This window comes from Corynebacterium sp. USCH3 (assembly GCF_037619475.1).
In the GTDB taxonomy this organism is placed as follows: Bacteria; Actinomycetota; Actinomycetes; order Mycobacteriales; family Mycobacteriaceae; genus Corynebacterium.
In genome coordinates this window covers 263857-279361 of record NZ_JAQPZT010000001.1, presented here as the reverse complement: position 1 = coordinate 279361, position 15505 = coordinate 263857, and the positions used below count along the sequence as shown (strand labels likewise).

The following is a 15505-nucleotide window of genomic DNA, read 5'->3' as shown; positions in this document are numbered from 1 at the left end:
GATTTTACCTCAGCGGGTGTCGAACCCCGTGTAGTCGCCACGCGGCCCCGTCACCGAGTCGAGGACCTGGTCCACCCGGCCCGGGGTGTCCCCCGAGCGCAGCCAGGTCACCAGGGCGTCGGTGGCGTCCTCCGACCCCTCGGCGATCACCAGGACGCGGCCGTCCGGGTAGTTCGACGCGAAACCGACCAGACCGAGTTCGAGGGCCTTCGTGCGGGTCTTCCAGCGGAAGCCGACGCCCTGGACGTGACCGTGGACCCAGGCGGTCAGGCGGGTGGTCGGTGCGGTGCCGGTCATGTCCGCCAGTCTAACCGCGCAGCGTGCGGGCAGGGACAGCGTTGAACGAGTCGTCCTTGTCGTCCCAGCACTCGATGTTCTTCAGCTCCGGCAGCATGCTGCGGCGGAACACCGGGTCGAGCCCCTGCTTCTTCTGGTCGGTGTAGTTGCGCAGCAGTTTCAGCGCGATCGGGCACAACGGCACGATGGCGCACAGGTTCACCACGACCATGATCGCGGTGAAGGTGTCGGCCAGCGCCCAGATGACCGGGAGGTTGACGATGGCGCCGAGGAAGACGCAGACGACGACGAGCAGACGGAAGCAGAACATCACCGCCGGGTTCTTCGTGAAGTACTCCACGTTGGACTGGGCGAGGTAGTAGTTGCCGATCACCGAGGAGAACGCCAGGAAGAACAGGATGAACGTCACCGCGTGGATGCCCCAGTCGCCGACCTGGGAGGCCATGGAGTCCTGCGTCAGGGTCGCACCCTGGACATCCTCGCCGAAGGTGGGGTGCGACAGCAGGATGATGAAGGCGGTGACCGAGCAGACGATGAGGGTGTCGAAGTAGACACCGAGGGTCTGCACCAGTCCCTGCTTGACCGGGTGGGACACCGCGGCGGTACCGGCGGCGTTGGGGGCCGACCCCTGGCCGGCCTCGTTGGAGAACAGGCCCCGGCGCATGCCGTTCATGAAGGCGGCACCGACCGCGGCGCCGGCGACCTCACGGAAGCCGAGGGCGTGACCGACGATCTGGGCGAAGACACCGGGGATCTCGGAGAGGTTCATCACCACCACGATCAGACCGAGACCGATGTAGGTCACCGCCATGAACGGGACGATCACCTGGGTGAACGAGGCGATGCGCTGCACGCCGCCGAAGACGATGCAGGCGGTGAGCAGTGCCACGGCCAGGCCGATGATGATCTTCAGGGTCATGCCGTCGTTGTCGGCGGACCGTCCGACGGACTCGACGATGGAGTTGGTCTGCAGGGCGTTGTTGATGAACCCGAAGGTCAGGGTGATGACGATGCCGAAGATGACCGCCAGGACCGGCTTGTTCAGGCCCCGGGTGATGTAGTACGCCGGTCCGCCACGGTAGGCGTTGTTGGCGTAGTCACGGGTCTTGTAGAGCTGTGCCAGCGTGGCCTCGACGAAGGAGGTCGCACCACCGAGGATGGCGATGACCCACATCCAGAACACCGCACCCGGCCCACCGAGGGTGATGGCCACGGCGACACCCGCCACGTTGCCGGTGCCGACGCGCGACGCGGCGGAGATGGTGAAGGCCTTGAACGGGGAGATTCCCTTCTTCGCCGCATCGGGGTCGCGGCTGAGCATCTCGTCGTCCTCGTACGGCGCCTCGGCGACCGCACCGAACATCTGGGGGAACAACCGCAGCTGGACCAGGATCGTCCGGACGCCGAAGTACAGTCCGGCAGCGACGAGGGCCCAGACGACGACGCTCCACACGCCGTCGTTCATGGAGGTGATGAAATCCGTCATTTTCCGGACGTTACTGTGCCGGGCCGCAATGTCCCGTATCAACACGCACTGCGGTGGTGCAGATCACTTTGCCGACCTCAGTATGTTTCCGGGGTGTTACATCGGGCCGTCACCGCCCGCTCTGCGGCGACTCGTCCAGCAGCTCACCCAGTTCGTCGGCGACCTCGCCGAGCACCGGGTCAGTGTCGAGGTCGACGTCGTCGATCACCTCCAGCAGCAGGGACGCGCCCGCGGTGCCGAATGCGGCGATGATCTGCTCGGCGAGGAACCGGCTGCCGCCGAAGGACGGGTGGGCACGCATGTTGAACCCGGGCGTGGTGAGGTCCCAGTGGCCGGAGACATAGCGGTCGGCGTCGCGGGCACAGGTGGAGTTGTTCTCCACGGTCATGTCCCGGATGTCGATGAACGGGACGTCGGCCGCTGCTGCCGCGGCCTTGTGGTTCTCCTGGTTGGCTCGCTCGAAGGCGGCCGTCCTCGCGTCGGACTCACCGAAAGGGAGGTTCGGTACGATGTTGCGGTCGCAGTAGATCCCGTCCGGACTGGTGGTGGAGAGCCGGCCGAGCAGCAGGATCTCCGCATCCGGGGCGACTGCGCGGACCTTCTCCACGCCAGCCACGAGGTTCTCGCGGATCGTGTCGTCCGCGGTGCCGATCCGTTTGTCGTTCATCCCGGCGGCGAGCACCACGGTGGAGGTGTCGTTGATGTGCCCGGCGGCGATGGCCCGGTCGATGCGGCCGAGCATCCCGGAGGTGGTGTGGCCGTTGCACGCCCAGTTCTGGACGGGGCGTCCGGTCTCCTCGCCCACCAGCGCCGGCCAGGCGTCGGGCGCGACGAAGCAGCCCTCCTGTGTCGGGTAGGCGAAACCGAGCTGGGGGAACCGGTTGATGAGCCAGTGCGAGTTCGCCGTGAAGGAGTCTCCGAACGCCACGAGGTTGTTCTCCGTCTCCTCCGAGTAGGGGTTCGCGCTCGGGAAGAGTGCCCCCAGCGTCGGGATTCCCGAGGAACCGGCGGTGCCCGGTCCGGAGCCGGTTGAGCCGAGCGAACCGGAGCCGCCGGTCGACAACGTCGTCCCGGACGAGGGCAGGCCCTCGGCGAAAGCTCCGGGGGCCGCACCGAAGGTGAGGGCCAGGGCTGCGAGGGCAGCCACGGGCAGTGCCAGGGGTCGAGGAAGGCGCACGGCGGAGTTCTCCTGGAGTGATGATTGTCGGGCAACGACAGGCAATAGTGGCCGGTGACATCGGATGCGACATTCTCTGCGTACCCGATTCAGCGGGAGACGTTGGTGATATCCCCGGTATTGACGGTAAGTGTAGTTCACCCGCAGTCGACCGGACACCGAAATCGGACTTTCACCGGCCGCGAGAATTTGCACGGACCGGCCCCGATTCTGCCGGTACCCACCTGTCCCGGGTCCCCTGCCGATAGCGTGTCCCCATGGACTCATGGAAAACACTCCAGGCCCTGATCGCCCGCGGTGCCGCGACACCGGTCACAGCCACGCTGCGACTCCACGGCGACTTCGACGGTTCCCAGCTCGGCTGGATGATCGGAGGTGAGCGCATGGCGAGCCTCATCCTCGCCCCTGGCGACTACCGCCTCGTCAGGGACCATCGCCGCCGCCTGATCACTGAGACTGACGGCACTCCCCGCCTCCTCGACACCGACGACACGGTGGTGGTCATGACAGACGGCGACCCGGTGGACGGATCGGAGCACCTGTCCGTCACGACGCCGGCCACGTGGCTCCTCTCGCCACGTCGTCTGCTCCGCGTTCTCGACCAGGTCTTCCCCGCCGGCCCCGTGGAGGACGTCACTGTCCGAGGCAGGCGCGCCTACCGCGTGCCCGGACTGCCGGGACGACACCTCGACAGCTCCGGGCGACCCCGCTGGATCGACGTGGACGCCGACACCGGCGTCATCCTCGCCGTGGACTCCGGTGACGGCGGCGGAGAGTTGGTCGGCGTGCACTTTCCGGATGTCCTCGATTCATCCGTCTTCTCCTGGGACACGGATCGCTACGGCGTGCCGCGACTCCCGTCCCCCTGGGGGATTCCCCTCGACGACGGCACCACCGAAGACCTCGACGCCGCCCCGGAGTTCACCCCGGAACGTACCCCGGTGCCCGCAGACGAGGGTCCGGTGCCGCGGTGGAGTGAGCGTCGTCCCACCGAGGAAGAGGACCGCACCTTCCGGGAGCTCTGCGACGTCGTATCACGGGTCGGCGTGCCGTTGCCCGGCTACGACGTCGTGCGGGAACATCCGGACGGCGGGTACATCGTGCTGAATGAATGGGCGGACGACGACGCCAGAATGCTGGTATACCACCTGGGCCGAGCGATCGGGGACGAGGTCCACTGGGTGGAGGAGACCTACAGTCTGGAGGCCTGGGAGGTCTTTGTCGTCGACGGCCGGATATTCACCAGCGACCAGACGACGCTGACCCTGAGAGACGCACACCTCGACGTCGTCAGGCGGTACCGGGTCCCCGCAGGACACCCGTGGCTCGAGGTGGTCGGCCCATGGTTCGGGGCCTTCCACTTCCGGCTCAGTTCCGCCGACCCGGACTGGAGCGAGGATGATGACTCGGGCATGTACCAGCTGTTCGACCCGGACACACTCGACATGGTGATGGAGGTCCCCGTCGAGAAATCAGATGTCTGCGCACGGTGGATTGACGGCGAGTTGTGGCTGTCCGACGGTGAGCTGCGGATCATGACCCCACCGCAGTGACACACGCAGGAGTTCCGGGACAGGCAGGGCATCACCGCATCGTCTGGCACACCGGGCAGAAGTGCGAGGACCGGTTCATCCACTGCTCCCGCACCATCGCCGTCCCGCACCGGTGGCACGGCTCCCCCGTCCGCCCGTAGGCGTTCAGCGACCGGGAGAAGTAGCCGGAGGCACCGTTGACGTTGACGTAGAGGTCGTCGAAGGACGTCCCACCGGCGGCCAGCGCCCGCTCCATGACCTCCCGTGCGGCGTCGAGGACGCGCAGGACGTCCTGCTGCCGCATCGCACTCGCCCGCTTGCGCGGATGCACGCCGGCAGCCCAGAGCGCTTCATCGGCGTAGATGTTGCCGATGCCGGACACCACGGTCTGGTCGAGCAGGACCCGCTTGATCTCCGAGCGCTTCCGGCGGATCACCCGGGCCGTCCCCACCGCGTCGAAGGCGGGATCCAGGGGGTCGAGCGCGATATGCGGCACCGGGTCGGCCCCGGTGAGCTCCCACCGGCCGAACGTCCGCTGGTCCACGAAGGTCAGCTCCAGCGGGCCCCCGCCCGCGGTCACCAGTCTCGACCGGATCCGCACATGCGGGGAGACGACCTGGCCCGGCTCCCCCAGCAGCATCTGCCCGGACATGCCCAGATGCACCAGCAGATTCCCCCGCTCCGCCACGTCCAGCCACAGGTACTTGCCGCGACGGCACACCCCGGCCACCCGTGCGCCGCTGAGTCCGGCGACAACTGCTGCCGCCCCACCGTCCTGACCCCGGACGGCACGCGGGTGCAGCACCTCGGTGTGCTGGAACTCTGCGCCGAGGATGTGCTCGGCCAGGCCGCGTCGGACGACCTCGACCTCAGGCAGCTCCGGCATGGCTCAGCTCAGGGCCTTGTAGGCCTCGCGGGCGGCACTGTGCTCCGCCTCCTTCTTGGTGTGGCCGGCCCCCCGACCCCGGACGGTGTCACCGATGGTGACCGTGGCATGGAAGGTCTGGTCGTGCGCCGGACCCTCCGCCTCGGAACTGTAGACCGGGTCGCCGCCGATCCGCAGGTCGCTGAGCTTCTCCAGCAGCACCGTCTTCCAGTCCATCGTCAGTCCCGTCGACGGGGCCGTGGTGATGCGGTTCTCGAAGATGCGCAGCACGGCCTCGCGTGCCGTCTCGAAACCGTGGACGAGGTAGATCGCCCCGAGCATCGCCTCCACCGAGTCGGCGAGGATCGAGTGCTTGTCGCTGCCGCCGGTGAGCATCTCACCGCGTCCCAGCAGGATGTTGTCGCCCATACCGAGTTCGCGGGCCACGTCGGCCAGGGCGTACATGTTGACCACCCCGGCCCGCATCTTGGAGATGTCCGCCTCGGACCGCTCCGGGAACTGCACGTAGAGCTGCTCGGCGACGCTGAGCCCCAGCACGGCGTCCCCGAGGAACTCGAGTCGCTCGTTGTTGGGCAGGTTGCCGTTCTCGTTGGCGAAGGAACGGTGCGACAGTGCCAGCCGCAGCATGTCGTCCGGCAGGTCGACACCCCATGCCTGGAGCAACGGGGCGTGGTCGGTCCTGGTGTAGGCGGCGTCGAGGGCCGCCTCACCGGTCAGGCGACGCTTCCGTGCCATCAGTCGTTCTCCCCTGCGTCGGGGAACTTGTCGGCCAGCGCCGCCCACCTGGGGTCGACGACCTCTTCTTCCCCGGAGACGCCGTCCGGCGCCGGGGTGGCGTCCGAGCAGGTCTGCCCGTAATCCTCGCACACCGGGTTGAACGGCAGGTTGAGGCCGGCTTCGTCGACGAGCAGCTGGGTGATGTCCACCCGGTCCTCCTCGACCATGTGCGGTTCGTCGCCCTCCTCGGCGTCGTCGCCGGAGATGAAATCGGGTGTCGTCCCGAAGACGTCGCTGACGTGCAGCGAGAACTCCTGGCTGATCTCACTGAGGCACCGGGAGCACTGTCCACTGACCTGCGCGTGGGCGGTGGCGTCCACCAGCAACGACTCCCCCAGGTTGGTGATGTCGGCGACGACCTCCACCTGCGCCCCCTCTGCGACGCCGAGCATCTCACCGCCCAGTCGGACGGGTGCTGCCCCGGAGGTCGTCACATGGTGCGGCACACCGACGGACACGAGCGGCTCACGGACATCGAGGAGAAAAGGATCGTTACTCACACCATGTTTCTACCCTTGAGACCGGGGGTTGTGCGAATCAGTCCCGGTAGCCGTCCCGGTACTCCTCACGGTACTCGCCGCGCGACTCCCGTCGGCCGGCCTCCCGTCCCCCGTTGTCTCCGTGCCGGGTGCCGGACACGCCGGCCCCCTTGCGCAGGGCCGACCGGTCGCGGGACACGGTACGCAGCGTGCCGGTGAGCGACTCCTCGAACTGGGCGAGCGTGGAGTCGACGTAGTGGTCGCATTCACGCCGCAGCCGGTCGGAGTCGGAGTGTGCCGACTCGACGATCCGCCGTGCCTCGTCCTCGGCGACGCGGACGACCTCCGACTCGCCGACGAGGCGCTGCTGCTCGGCGATACCTTCGTTGACCGACCGGTCGTAGGACTCGTTACCCGCGGTGACCAGTCGCTCTGCCTCCGCCTCGGCCCTGGAGGTGGTCTGCTCGTACTCGGCGCGGGCGTCGGAGACCAGGCGGTCGGCCTCGGACTCCGCCCGGGCGACGGTGGAGTGGGCGCGTTCCTCGGCGTCGCTGACCATGTCCTCTGCCTGGCGACGCGCCTCCTCGAGAATACGGTCGCGCTGTGCCTCGGCGTCACGCACGAGGGTGTCCGCTTCGTCCTCGGCATTGGCGATGATGCCGTCACGGTGGTCGAGGACGTCCTGGGCGTCGTCCATCTCGACCGGGATGGCGGTGCGGACCTCGTCCAGGAGGTCCTGGACCTCGCGGCGCGGGACCATGCAGTTGGACGTCATGGGAACGCCGTACGCCTGGTCAACCATGTTCTGGAGATCATCGAGGCCCTGGAAAGTCTTGTACATGCGTCCCAGCATGCCAGAAATGTGGCGGACGGTACGGATGTGACACGCAGCGGGGGGTCGGCGCCTGAGCGGTGCCCCCGGTCAGTGTCCGTACTTGGCCGCGACCGCTGCGGCGACGTTCTCCGGCAGCAGACCGTTGACGTCGCCGCCGTACTTGGCGACCTCCTTGCAGATCGTCGACGACACGTAGCCGTACTGCGGATTCGTCAGCAGGAAGAAGGTCTCCACACCCGAGAGCCGCTGGTTCATCTGTGCCATCGGCAGCTCGTACTCGTAGTCCAGGGAACTGCGCAGCCCCTTGACCATCGCCGGGATGCCGTTGTCGGTGAGGTAGTCCACCAGCAGCCGGTCCCAGGTGTCCACCGTGATTCTGGAGGCCTCCGGCGCTCCGCTGGCGTCGAGCGCCTCACGGATCAGCCGCATCCTCTCCTCGGCGGAGAACAGACCGGACTTGTTCGGGTTGTAGGTGACCAGGACGGTCACCTCGTCGAAGTTGCGCGCGGCGCGCGTGAAGATGTCGAGGTGACCGTTGGTGACGGGGTCGAACGACCCGGGGCAGCAGACTCGCATGGAGTTGATCCTACCCGTCGGCCCGGTCCGTCCCCCGCCAGATGGCCATGTCCATGCGCGCGATCCCGTAGGTCCGCTTCTTCAGCTTCTGGGTGGTCTTCTCGAACCCGTCCGGCCACGTCACCTCGGCGGAACCGATGTGACGTTCGACGACGACCACGGCGTCGTCCATCAGCGTCGGCACGAGTGCGGCGACCATCTCGTCGACGGCCTCGTCAGCCAGCTCGTACGGCGGGTCGGCGAGCACCATGGTGAACCGGTTGTGCGGGGCGGTGGCCAGGAAGCTCGAGGCCTTCGCCTCCACGACGTGCACGTTGGGGTGCCCGACGACATCGGCGTTGGCGCGGATCGTCTCGCAGGCCCGGTGGTTGTCGTCGACCAGGGTCACCTCGGCGGCCCCCCGGGAACCGGCTTCCAGGCCGAGGGCGCCGGAGCCGGCGAAGAGGTCGAGCACGACCTCGCCCTCGAAGCCGAAGCGGACCTGCAACGAGGAGAACAGCCCCTCCCGGGCACGGTCGGAGGTGGGACGGGTGACGTCGGCGGGCACACGGAGCTTACGGCCGCGGGCGGTGCCGGAGATGATGCGTGTCACCGGTGGTCACTCCTCCCCGAGTTCCAGCAGCAGGTCGCCACCGTCGACGCGGGCGAAGTCGTCGACCGCCCTGCGGTGCACCACGCCGGGGCCCGGCGCGTCCACCGCACTCTCGAGCTTGGTGGCTTCGACGACGGCGAGGCGGTCACCGGTGGTGACGGTCTGGCCGTCCTCGACGGCGAATCTGACGATCCCGGCAAAGGGGGCGTGAATGTCCATACCCCGGATTCTATCGTGCCGGTCAGCTCCGTTCGATGTACTCCCGGTCCCCCTCGGTGAAGTCCGCGACCAGGGTCCTGGCCAGGGCGTCGTCGTAGGCCACGAGGTCCTCGGCGTACCGGCGGGCTTCAGCGACGATCTCCCCGTCGGTGGCCAGGTTGAGCAGACGCGCCCGCCGTCCGCGGGCTCCCGACTGGTGCTCACCGAGCACGTCGCCTTCGGTACGGGTCTGCAGGTCGAGTTCGGCCAGGGCAAAGCCGTCGGTGGTCGCGGCCACCGCCTCGAGCCGACGGTAGGACGCCACGGCGGCCGGGGTGGTCTCCTCCGCGTCGGGGTTGATCATGGTGGTCAGGAAGCACAACGACGCGTCCGTACCGCGCCCCACCCGGCCGCGCAGCTGGTGGAGTTGGCTGACGCCGAAGTTCTCGGCGTCCATGACGACCATCACCGTGGCCTCGGGGATGTCGACCCCGACCTCGATGACCGTGGTGGACACCAGGACGTCGGTCTCCCCTGCCGCGAGGTCCTCCATGACCTCGGACTTCTCGGCCATCCTCCCGTGCAGACGTCCGATCCTCAGGCCCTGGAGCGGGCCGGACTCCAACCGTTCGGCGACATTGTCGACCCCGCCGAACCCCTCGATCCTCGGCACCACGATGAACACCCGGTGCCCGCCGGCGACCTGTTCCCGGATCACGGCGAACAACCGGTCGACCCAGGCGGGCTTCCACATCGGCACGACGTGGGACTGGACCTCGCCCCGTCCGACCGGCGAGGTGTCGAGGGTGCAGACCGACAGGTCGCCGAACATCGTCATCGCCACGGTGCGCGGGATCGGTGTCGCCGTCATCACCAGCAGGTGGGGCGTGCGGTCGACCGGTGACTCCTCACGCAGTTTGTCGCGTTGCCGCACCCCGAAGCGGTGCTGCTCGTCGACGACGACGATGCCCAGGTCGTAGAACTCCACGGCGTCCTGGATCACCGCGTGGGTGCCGATGACGATGTCGGTGGTGCCGGAGATGATGTCGAGCAGCGTGTCGCGTCGTTCAGAGACGGTCTGGGACCCGGTGAGCAGCGACACCGTCACCCCCGTCCCCGCCAGCAGTCCGGTCAGCGTCCTGTAGTGCTGGGTCGCGAGGACCTCGGTGGGCGCGAGGAAGGCGCACTGCGACCCCGAGTCGACGACCCGCAGCATCGACAGCAGCGCGACGACGGTCTTGCCGGACCCGACGTCGCCCTGCAGCAGCATGCTCATCGGGGTCTCGGTGCCCATGGCCTGCCCGATGGTGTCGAGTGCGGTCAGCTGGGCCCCGGTCAGGTCGTAGGGCAGCGCCCGGACCAGGGTGGAGTACCGTGACCCGTCTTCGATGTCGACGACCGCGCGTCCCTGCCGGGCCGTGGTGTCGGCCCGTCGCAGTGCCATGACCAGCTGCAGTGCGAGGGCCTCGTTGAAGATCAGTCTGGTGCGGGCGTCGTGCGGGCCGTCCTCCGGCGGACGGTGGATGTCGTGCAGTGCGGTGGCGAAGTCGACCAGGGGGTGGCCGTCGACCGTCGGCCACGGCGGCGCGCCGGTCACGTCCGTCGGTGCGGGAAGCATGTCGGAGGGCCGCCCCATCGCCTCGAGGACGTGTCCGGTGACGGCCAGGACCTCCGCTCCGGTGGTCCCGGTCCGCCGGGGGTAGGTCGGCAGCCACGGGACAGAGAGCAGCTGCTGGGCCGCGCGCATACCGCCGGCGACCTCGACGATCGTCTCCAGTGGGCCGAAGGTCCCGAACGCGGCCTCGTAGGCGTCACCGTCAAGGGGCCGTCCGTCCGGACCGGGACCGGGCTGCAGGGTGATGTAGCTCGGGTTACGCAGCTGCCACTCCTCGCGGAACAACCCGAGCTTGCCGGAGAGCATCAGTTTCGCCCCCACCGTGATGAACGGCTGATGGCTGCGGGCGGCACCGAAGAGCGCCGAGGAGAAGTCCTCCCCGTTGACCCGGAAGCGGAAGGCCAGGATCTCCCGCGGTCCCTTCCGTGCCCGGTTGTCCTGCAGCTGGGCCCAGGTGACTTCGCCCAGGCAGGTCAACAGTTCGCCCTCGACCAGTGCGTCGGTCCACACGTCCCCGTGCGTCCCGTCGGCCCCGTCTCCGGTCATCGCCCCGGTGCCGCTGGTGTGCACGTACCCCGTCGGGAAGTTCATCAGGGCCTCGCCCAGCGTCGCCAACCCGGGTTTTCCGGCGAGCCGCCGGGCGCGCTCCGGGGAGATGACCAGGCTCAACGGCCGCGGATCGTCCCACCCGAGCATCTACTCCACCCCGACCTGTGCCCCGGTGCCCAACCCGGGCACGCGGTAGGAGTGCAGTTCCACCGACGGGTGACGTGCCCGCAGCACGTCGACCGCCTCGGCCACCGGGTCGGGATCGGTACCGGTTTCCCGGTCCTCCCCGTCGTAGAGCACGGTGACGAGTTCCCCACCGTCGGCGAGGAGGTCGTCGACGAGGTCGCAGAGCGCGTCGACGCCGCCGTCGGTGTTCCGCCACCGCTGGGCAGACACGGCGTCGGCCATCTCCTCGGCGTTCTCGTCGAGGTCCGCGGTGGGACTGTACACCGCCAGCGCCGCCAGCCCGCCGACGAAGGACTCGGTGTCGACCACCGTCGCCTCCCCGTTCGAGGAGGACAGGCGACCGAAGAGTTCCGCGGTGTCCTGCCCGTTGGTCAGGACGATGCAGCCGGAACCACGGCGTTCGAACTCCTCGATGATCGTTCCGGTGTCTCCGGCGGTCGCACCGGCCCCGGCGAACATCTCGCGCAGGCCCCCCTCTGGCGCCAGGGCGAGCACCGGCGCGGTGGGGCGCGGCGCCTCCGGGGTGTCGACCACCGGGAGGACCTCGAGAACCAGGTCGCTCACCCCGCCGGTGGAGTAGGCCAGTTCGATCAGGGGGCCGGCTTCGGCGGTGTGCACGTGCACCCGCCATGTTCCCCGGGCTTCGCCCGGGACGATGACCACGCTGTTGCCGCGCCGGTTGAGGTGCCCGCGGAGTGCGTCGAGCCGGTCGTCGTCGGCCCGGTAGGTGAACATCACCTCGATCTCGGCGGTACCGGCCTGCGCCCTCTCCTCTGTGTCCCTGTCGCCGGCGGCGTTGCCGGCTATGTCGTCCTGGCCAGGCTCACCGTCACCGAGCGCGTCCACCAGGGCGTCGAGGATCACCACCAGGCCGCGCCCCCCGGCGTCGACGACCCCGGCCGCCGCGAGTTCCGGCAGTTGTCCGGTGGTGCCGGCGAGGGCCTCCACCGCGGCGTCGCGGGCGGCCCCCACGATGTCCCCGGCGGTGACGGTGCCCTCGGCGGCGTCCAGGCTGCTCGACGCCTGGTCCGCGGCGGCATGGAGCACGGTGATGATGGTGCCCTCCACCGGGGCGGACACCGCCCGGCGCACGAGCTTCTCCGCCCGGTGCAGCATCCCCGGCAGGGCGTCGACGGGCAGGTCGTCGCGGTGGGAGGCGGCAGCGGAATCCGCCAGCGCCCGCAGGAACTGGCTCAGGACGAGGCCCGAGTTCCCCCGGGCACCGGTGACCGCACCCGCGGCCAGGGACGCCGCGACATCCGCGACGCTGGTGCCGTTGACCGCGGCGGAACCTGCCGCGCCGTGGTCACGGTGCAGCCGTTCCACGGCCGACTCCATCGTGGCGGTCATGTTCGAGCCGGTGTCGGAATCCGGGATCGGGAAGACGTTGAGGTCGTTGATCTCGTCCTTGTGCCGCGCGAGGCCGAGGGCGGCCTGCTCGGCCCACGACGCGACGTGCGCTCCGGTCAGCATGACCGCCCCTTTCCGCCGTCGACGGTGGCCCGCCGCTGGCCGGACAGGTCCCAGTCGACCGGGGCTGCACCCTGTGCCTCGAGTATCCCGTTTGCCCGCGTGAACGGCCGGGACCCGAAGAAACCACGGTACGCCGACAGTGGCGAGGGGTGCGGCGACAGGATGCACCGCTCGCGCCCGACGACGTCGGCCATGTCCTGCGCCTGTTTACCCCAGAGCACCGCGACCAGCGGACGTTCAGCCAGTGTCCTCACCACGGCACCGGTGATCTCCTCCCACCCCTGACCGCGGTGGCTGTTCGCCGTGCCCGCGCTCACGGTCAGTACCCGGTTGAGCAGCATGACCCCGGCGTCGGTCCATGGTGACAGGTCCGCCGACTCCGGCCGCGGCAGGCCGAGATCGGACTCGTACTCGGTGAAGATGTTCACCAGGGACTTCGGCAGCGGCCGGGTCTCCGGTGTGGAGGCGAACGACAGGCCCACCGCATGTCCGGGGGTGGGGTACGGGTCCTGGCCGAGGATCAGGACACGGGTGTCGGTGACCGGACGGGCGAGCGCGCGGAAGATGTTCTGCGGTGCCGGCTGCACCGGGTCGCCGTCGAAGATCCGGGCAGCCGTCCATTCCGCGGCCGCCTCCACGGCACCTGCGTCGAGCTCATTGCGCCAGGACGGGTGGATCGTCGCGAGAATGCGCCCCGTGACGGTACCGGCAGTGTCAGCCAAGGGAATCCCACCCCCCCGTGTAGATCGGCGGCTGGCCGTCCACGGTGACCGCCGGGGACGACGGGGACGACGCGGACGAGGGGGCCGCACCTACCGTGCCCAGTGTCCGGTACCCCGCCGGCACCTGCTGCCCGGTCGTGCCGATCAGGGTGTGGTCCTCACCGCCGGTGAGCACCCATTCCCACGGGTCCACGCCGAGGACCTCCCCGGCGTAGTACAGCTGGGCGTCCGGCGTCAACGCCGTCCCGTCGAGGTCCAGACTGACCCCGGACCGGGTCGCGAGGGTGGTCAGGTCCTGCAGCAGCCCGTCGGAGTTGTCCGTCATCGAGGAGACCCCGGCGGCGCGCGCCACCGACCCGCGGCCCACCACGAGTTCCGGCGCACAGTGCCTGCGCACCAGGTCCTGCAGGACGGCGTTGTCCGGCACCGCCTCCCGCGAGCCGAAGTACCGCAGGATGGCCTCACCGGCGGCAGAGTGCCCGATCACCCCACTGGCGATCACCTGCTGTCCCACGACCGCCCCGTCGATGGTCATCGCCGGGTCCGGTCCTGCCAGCACCCCCACCGCCGTCACCGAGACAACGAGCTCGGTCGAGGAGACGACGTCCCCGCCGACCAGCTCCACCGCCCACGGCGCGGCGCACTCACCGACGCCACGGGCGATCCCGGAGACCACCTCCAGCTCCAGCTCCGGCGGCACCGCCAACGACATCAGCACCGCCGTGGGCCGTCCGCCCATCGCCTGGATGTCGGCGAAGTTCTGGGTCACGGCCTTGGCCCCGACCTCGAACGGGCTGGACCAGTCGAAACGGAAGTGCACGCCCTCGACCAGGACGTCCGTCGTCGCAAGGTGGCGGGAGTTCGGCGGTGCCGGGTCCAGCACCGCCGCATCGTCACCGTTGGTCTCGCTGGGCGCCGCCTCACGGATCGCGGCGATCGTCGCCGCCTCACCCGCCTGCGCCACCGTGAGCGTCCCCGGTGCCTGCCCCGTCGGTGCCTGTCCCGTCATCGGTCTCCTCGAATCGTCACAGACCGCCATACGCAGACACGGTGTCCCGGATACCCCGGGGATCAGGACTTCCGCCCCGGGGACCGTAGAATCATCCGCATGTCTTCACGGTCTAAGGTCACCGATCAGGGTAGCAGCACCACCGGACACGAAACCCCCCGGCGCAGGGGAGCCGTCCTGGCCCTGTTGATCGCAGTGGTGTTCGTCGTCTTCGTGCTCGTCGGAGCGAAGATCATCGTGGACCGCAGCGTCTACACCCCCGTGGCCATGGGGCCGGTGGACGCGCCCGCCGCGGACGGCACCGTATGTGCGGACATCACCGCGGATCTGCCCGACCGTGTCGGGGACTTCCGGGACGTCGGTGTGGCCGACCCCGCTCCGGAGGGCACCGCCGGCTACCGCGACAGCGGCGGCACGGAACTGTCCCTGCGGTGCGGGGTCGGTGCCCCCGCCCAGTACACCTCGCTGAGCTCCCTGGAGGACAGCGGCGGCGAGCGGTGGCTGCAGATCGGCGACGCCACCCCCGGGTCCGACCTGACGACCTGGTACGCCGTGGGGCACTCCCCCGTCGTCGCGGTGACCACCGACGGTCGACTCACCGCCTCCGACCTCGCCGGTGTCGGGGAGACCATCGCCCGTCACGGTGACGCCGACGACTCCCCGTCCCCCGGTGACGTGCCTCTGGCGGAGCTGTCCGCCAGCGGCAGCGACACCTGCACCGCGTTGGAGGACGCGGTCCCCGACACCCTGGGTGAGTACCGGCGGCTCGACACCGACGCCGCCGAGGGCTCACTGGTCTGGGCCGCTGACGGCCGTGAGCCGGTCGTCCTGCGGTGCGGGGTCGACCTGCCGGACAGCTACGAGGCCGGCGCACAACTGACACAGATCGACGAGGTCCCCTGGTTCCAGGACACCGCACTGGCCGAAGGCTCGACCGCGGGGGTCTGGTACTCCCTCGGCTACGCCGACACCGTCGCGGTCTCGCTGCCGCTGGACGCCGGCAACAGTGTGCTCACCGCGGTTTCCGAGGCGATCGACGAGAACCTGGAGCGTACCGCCGAACAGTGACCGCGGTGACTACCCTGACCACCCGGGCGGCCCGGTTCTGTCGCGCCG

Annotated in this window: 16 protein-coding genes; 2 read left to right on the top strand and 14 right to left on the bottom strand. The window is 69.2% G+C overall.

Annotated features, from left to right (window positions below):
* Positions 1 to 9 precede the first annotated feature (9 nt).
* From PQI66_RS01330 to PQI66_RS01320, 3 genes are all read right to left on the bottom strand, one after another.
* Entirely contained in the window at positions 10 to 297 is a 288-nt protein-coding gene (locus tag PQI66_RS01330; RefSeq protein WP_339995389.1) for an acylphosphatase, read from the bottom strand.
* 10 nt (positions 298 to 307) lie between these two features.
* Positions 308 to 1783 (bottom strand): alanine/glycine:cation symporter family protein, encoded by a 1476-nt coding sequence (locus tag PQI66_RS01325; protein ID WP_339995388.1) that lies wholly within the window; start codon positions 1781 to 1783, stop codon positions 308 to 310.
* A gap of 109 nt (positions 1784 to 1892) precedes the next feature.
* Positions 1893 to 2960 carry an SGNH/GDSL hydrolase family protein gene (locus PQI66_RS01320; RefSeq protein ID WP_339995386.1) on the bottom strand — a complete coding sequence of 356 codons (1068 nt, stop codon included), beginning with the start codon at positions 2958 to 2960 and terminating at the stop codon, positions 1893 to 1895.
* Between the two features lie 257 nt (positions 2961 to 3217).
* Between PQI66_RS01320 and PQI66_RS01315 the strand changes: the two genes are divergently transcribed.
* Positions 3218 to 4513, top strand: coding sequence for a hypothetical protein (locus PQI66_RS01315; protein WP_339995385.1), 1296 nt, complete (start codon positions 3218 to 3220; stop codon positions 4511 to 4513).
* A gap of 31 nt (positions 4514 to 4544) precedes the next feature.
* Here PQI66_RS01315 and mutM read toward each other — a convergent pair whose 3' ends face one another.
* The 11 genes from mutM to PQI66_RS01260 all read right to left on the bottom strand — a co-directional run bounded on the left by mutM (position 4545) and on the right by PQI66_RS01260 (position 14389).
* On the bottom strand, positions 4545 to 5378 hold the full coding sequence (gene mutM, locus PQI66_RS01310; RefSeq protein ID WP_339995384.1) for a bifunctional DNA-formamidopyrimidine glycosylase/DNA-(apurinic or apyrimidinic site) lyase: 834 nt from the start codon (positions 5376 to 5378) through the stop codon (positions 4545 to 4547).
* Positions 5379 to 5381: 3 nt separating this feature from the next.
* Positions 5382 to 6113 (bottom strand): ribonuclease III, encoded by a 732-nt coding sequence (gene rnc, locus PQI66_RS01305; protein WP_339995383.1) that lies wholly within the window; start codon positions 6111 to 6113, stop codon positions 5382 to 5384.
* The gene (locus PQI66_RS01300) at positions 6113 to 6655 is read right to left on the bottom strand and encodes a YceD family protein (protein ID WP_339995381.1); all 543 of its coding nucleotides are present in this window, start codon (positions 6653 to 6655) and stop codon (positions 6113 to 6115) included. The genes rnc and PQI66_RS01300 overlap by 1 nt, the downstream gene beginning before the upstream one ends.
* 37 nt (positions 6656 to 6692) lie before the next feature.
* On the bottom strand, positions 6693 to 7475 hold the full coding sequence (locus PQI66_RS01295) for an ATP synthase F0 subunit B (RefSeq protein WP_339995379.1): 783 nt from the start codon (positions 7473 to 7475) through the stop codon (positions 6693 to 6695).
* An 81-nt stretch (positions 7476 to 7556) separates the two neighbouring features.
* Positions 7557 to 8045: a pantetheine-phosphate adenylyltransferase gene (gene coaD, locus PQI66_RS01290; RefSeq protein WP_339995377.1), complete on the bottom strand. Its 489-nt coding sequence runs from the start codon at positions 8043 to 8045 to the stop codon at positions 7557 to 7559.
* 10 nt (positions 8046 to 8055) lie between these two features.
* Entirely contained in the window at positions 8056 to 8637 is a 582-nt protein-coding gene (locus tag PQI66_RS01285; protein ID WP_339995376.1) for an RsmD family RNA methyltransferase, read from the bottom strand.
* 6 nt (positions 8638 to 8643) lie between these two features.
* Positions 8644 to 8856 (bottom strand): biotin/lipoyl-containing protein, encoded by a 213-nt coding sequence (locus PQI66_RS01280; RefSeq protein ID WP_339995374.1) that lies wholly within the window; start codon positions 8854 to 8856, stop codon positions 8644 to 8646.
* A gap of 22 nt (positions 8857 to 8878) precedes the next feature.
* The gene (locus tag PQI66_RS01275; protein WP_339995372.1) at positions 8879 to 11146 is read right to left on the bottom strand and encodes an ATP-dependent DNA helicase RecG; all 2268 of its coding nucleotides are present in this window, start codon (positions 11144 to 11146) and stop codon (positions 8879 to 8881) included.
* Positions 11147 to 12658: a DAK2 domain-containing protein gene (locus tag PQI66_RS01270; protein ID WP_339995370.1), complete on the bottom strand. Its 1512-nt coding sequence runs from the start codon at positions 12656 to 12658 to the stop codon at positions 11147 to 11149.
* On the bottom strand, positions 12652 to 13380 hold the full coding sequence (locus tag PQI66_RS01265; protein ID WP_339995368.1) for a uracil-DNA glycosylase: 729 nt from the start codon (positions 13378 to 13380) through the stop codon (positions 12652 to 12654). The genes PQI66_RS01270 and PQI66_RS01265 overlap by 7 nt, the downstream gene beginning before the upstream one ends.
* Positions 13373 to 14389 (bottom strand): thiamine-phosphate kinase, encoded by a 1017-nt coding sequence (locus PQI66_RS01260; RefSeq protein WP_339995367.1) that lies wholly within the window; start codon positions 14387 to 14389, stop codon positions 13373 to 13375. Before PQI66_RS01260 ends, PQI66_RS01265 begins: the two co-directional genes overlap by 8 nt.
* A gap of 99 nt (positions 14390 to 14488) precedes the next feature.
* Here PQI66_RS01260 and PQI66_RS01255 point away from each other — a divergent pair, with 99 nt between their 5' ends.
* Positions 14489 to 15457, top strand: a complete 969-nt coding sequence (locus PQI66_RS01255; protein ID WP_339995366.1) for a DUF3515 domain-containing protein — start codon at positions 14489 to 14491, stop codon at positions 15455 to 15457.
* Positions 15458 to 15505 lie beyond the last annotated feature (48 nt).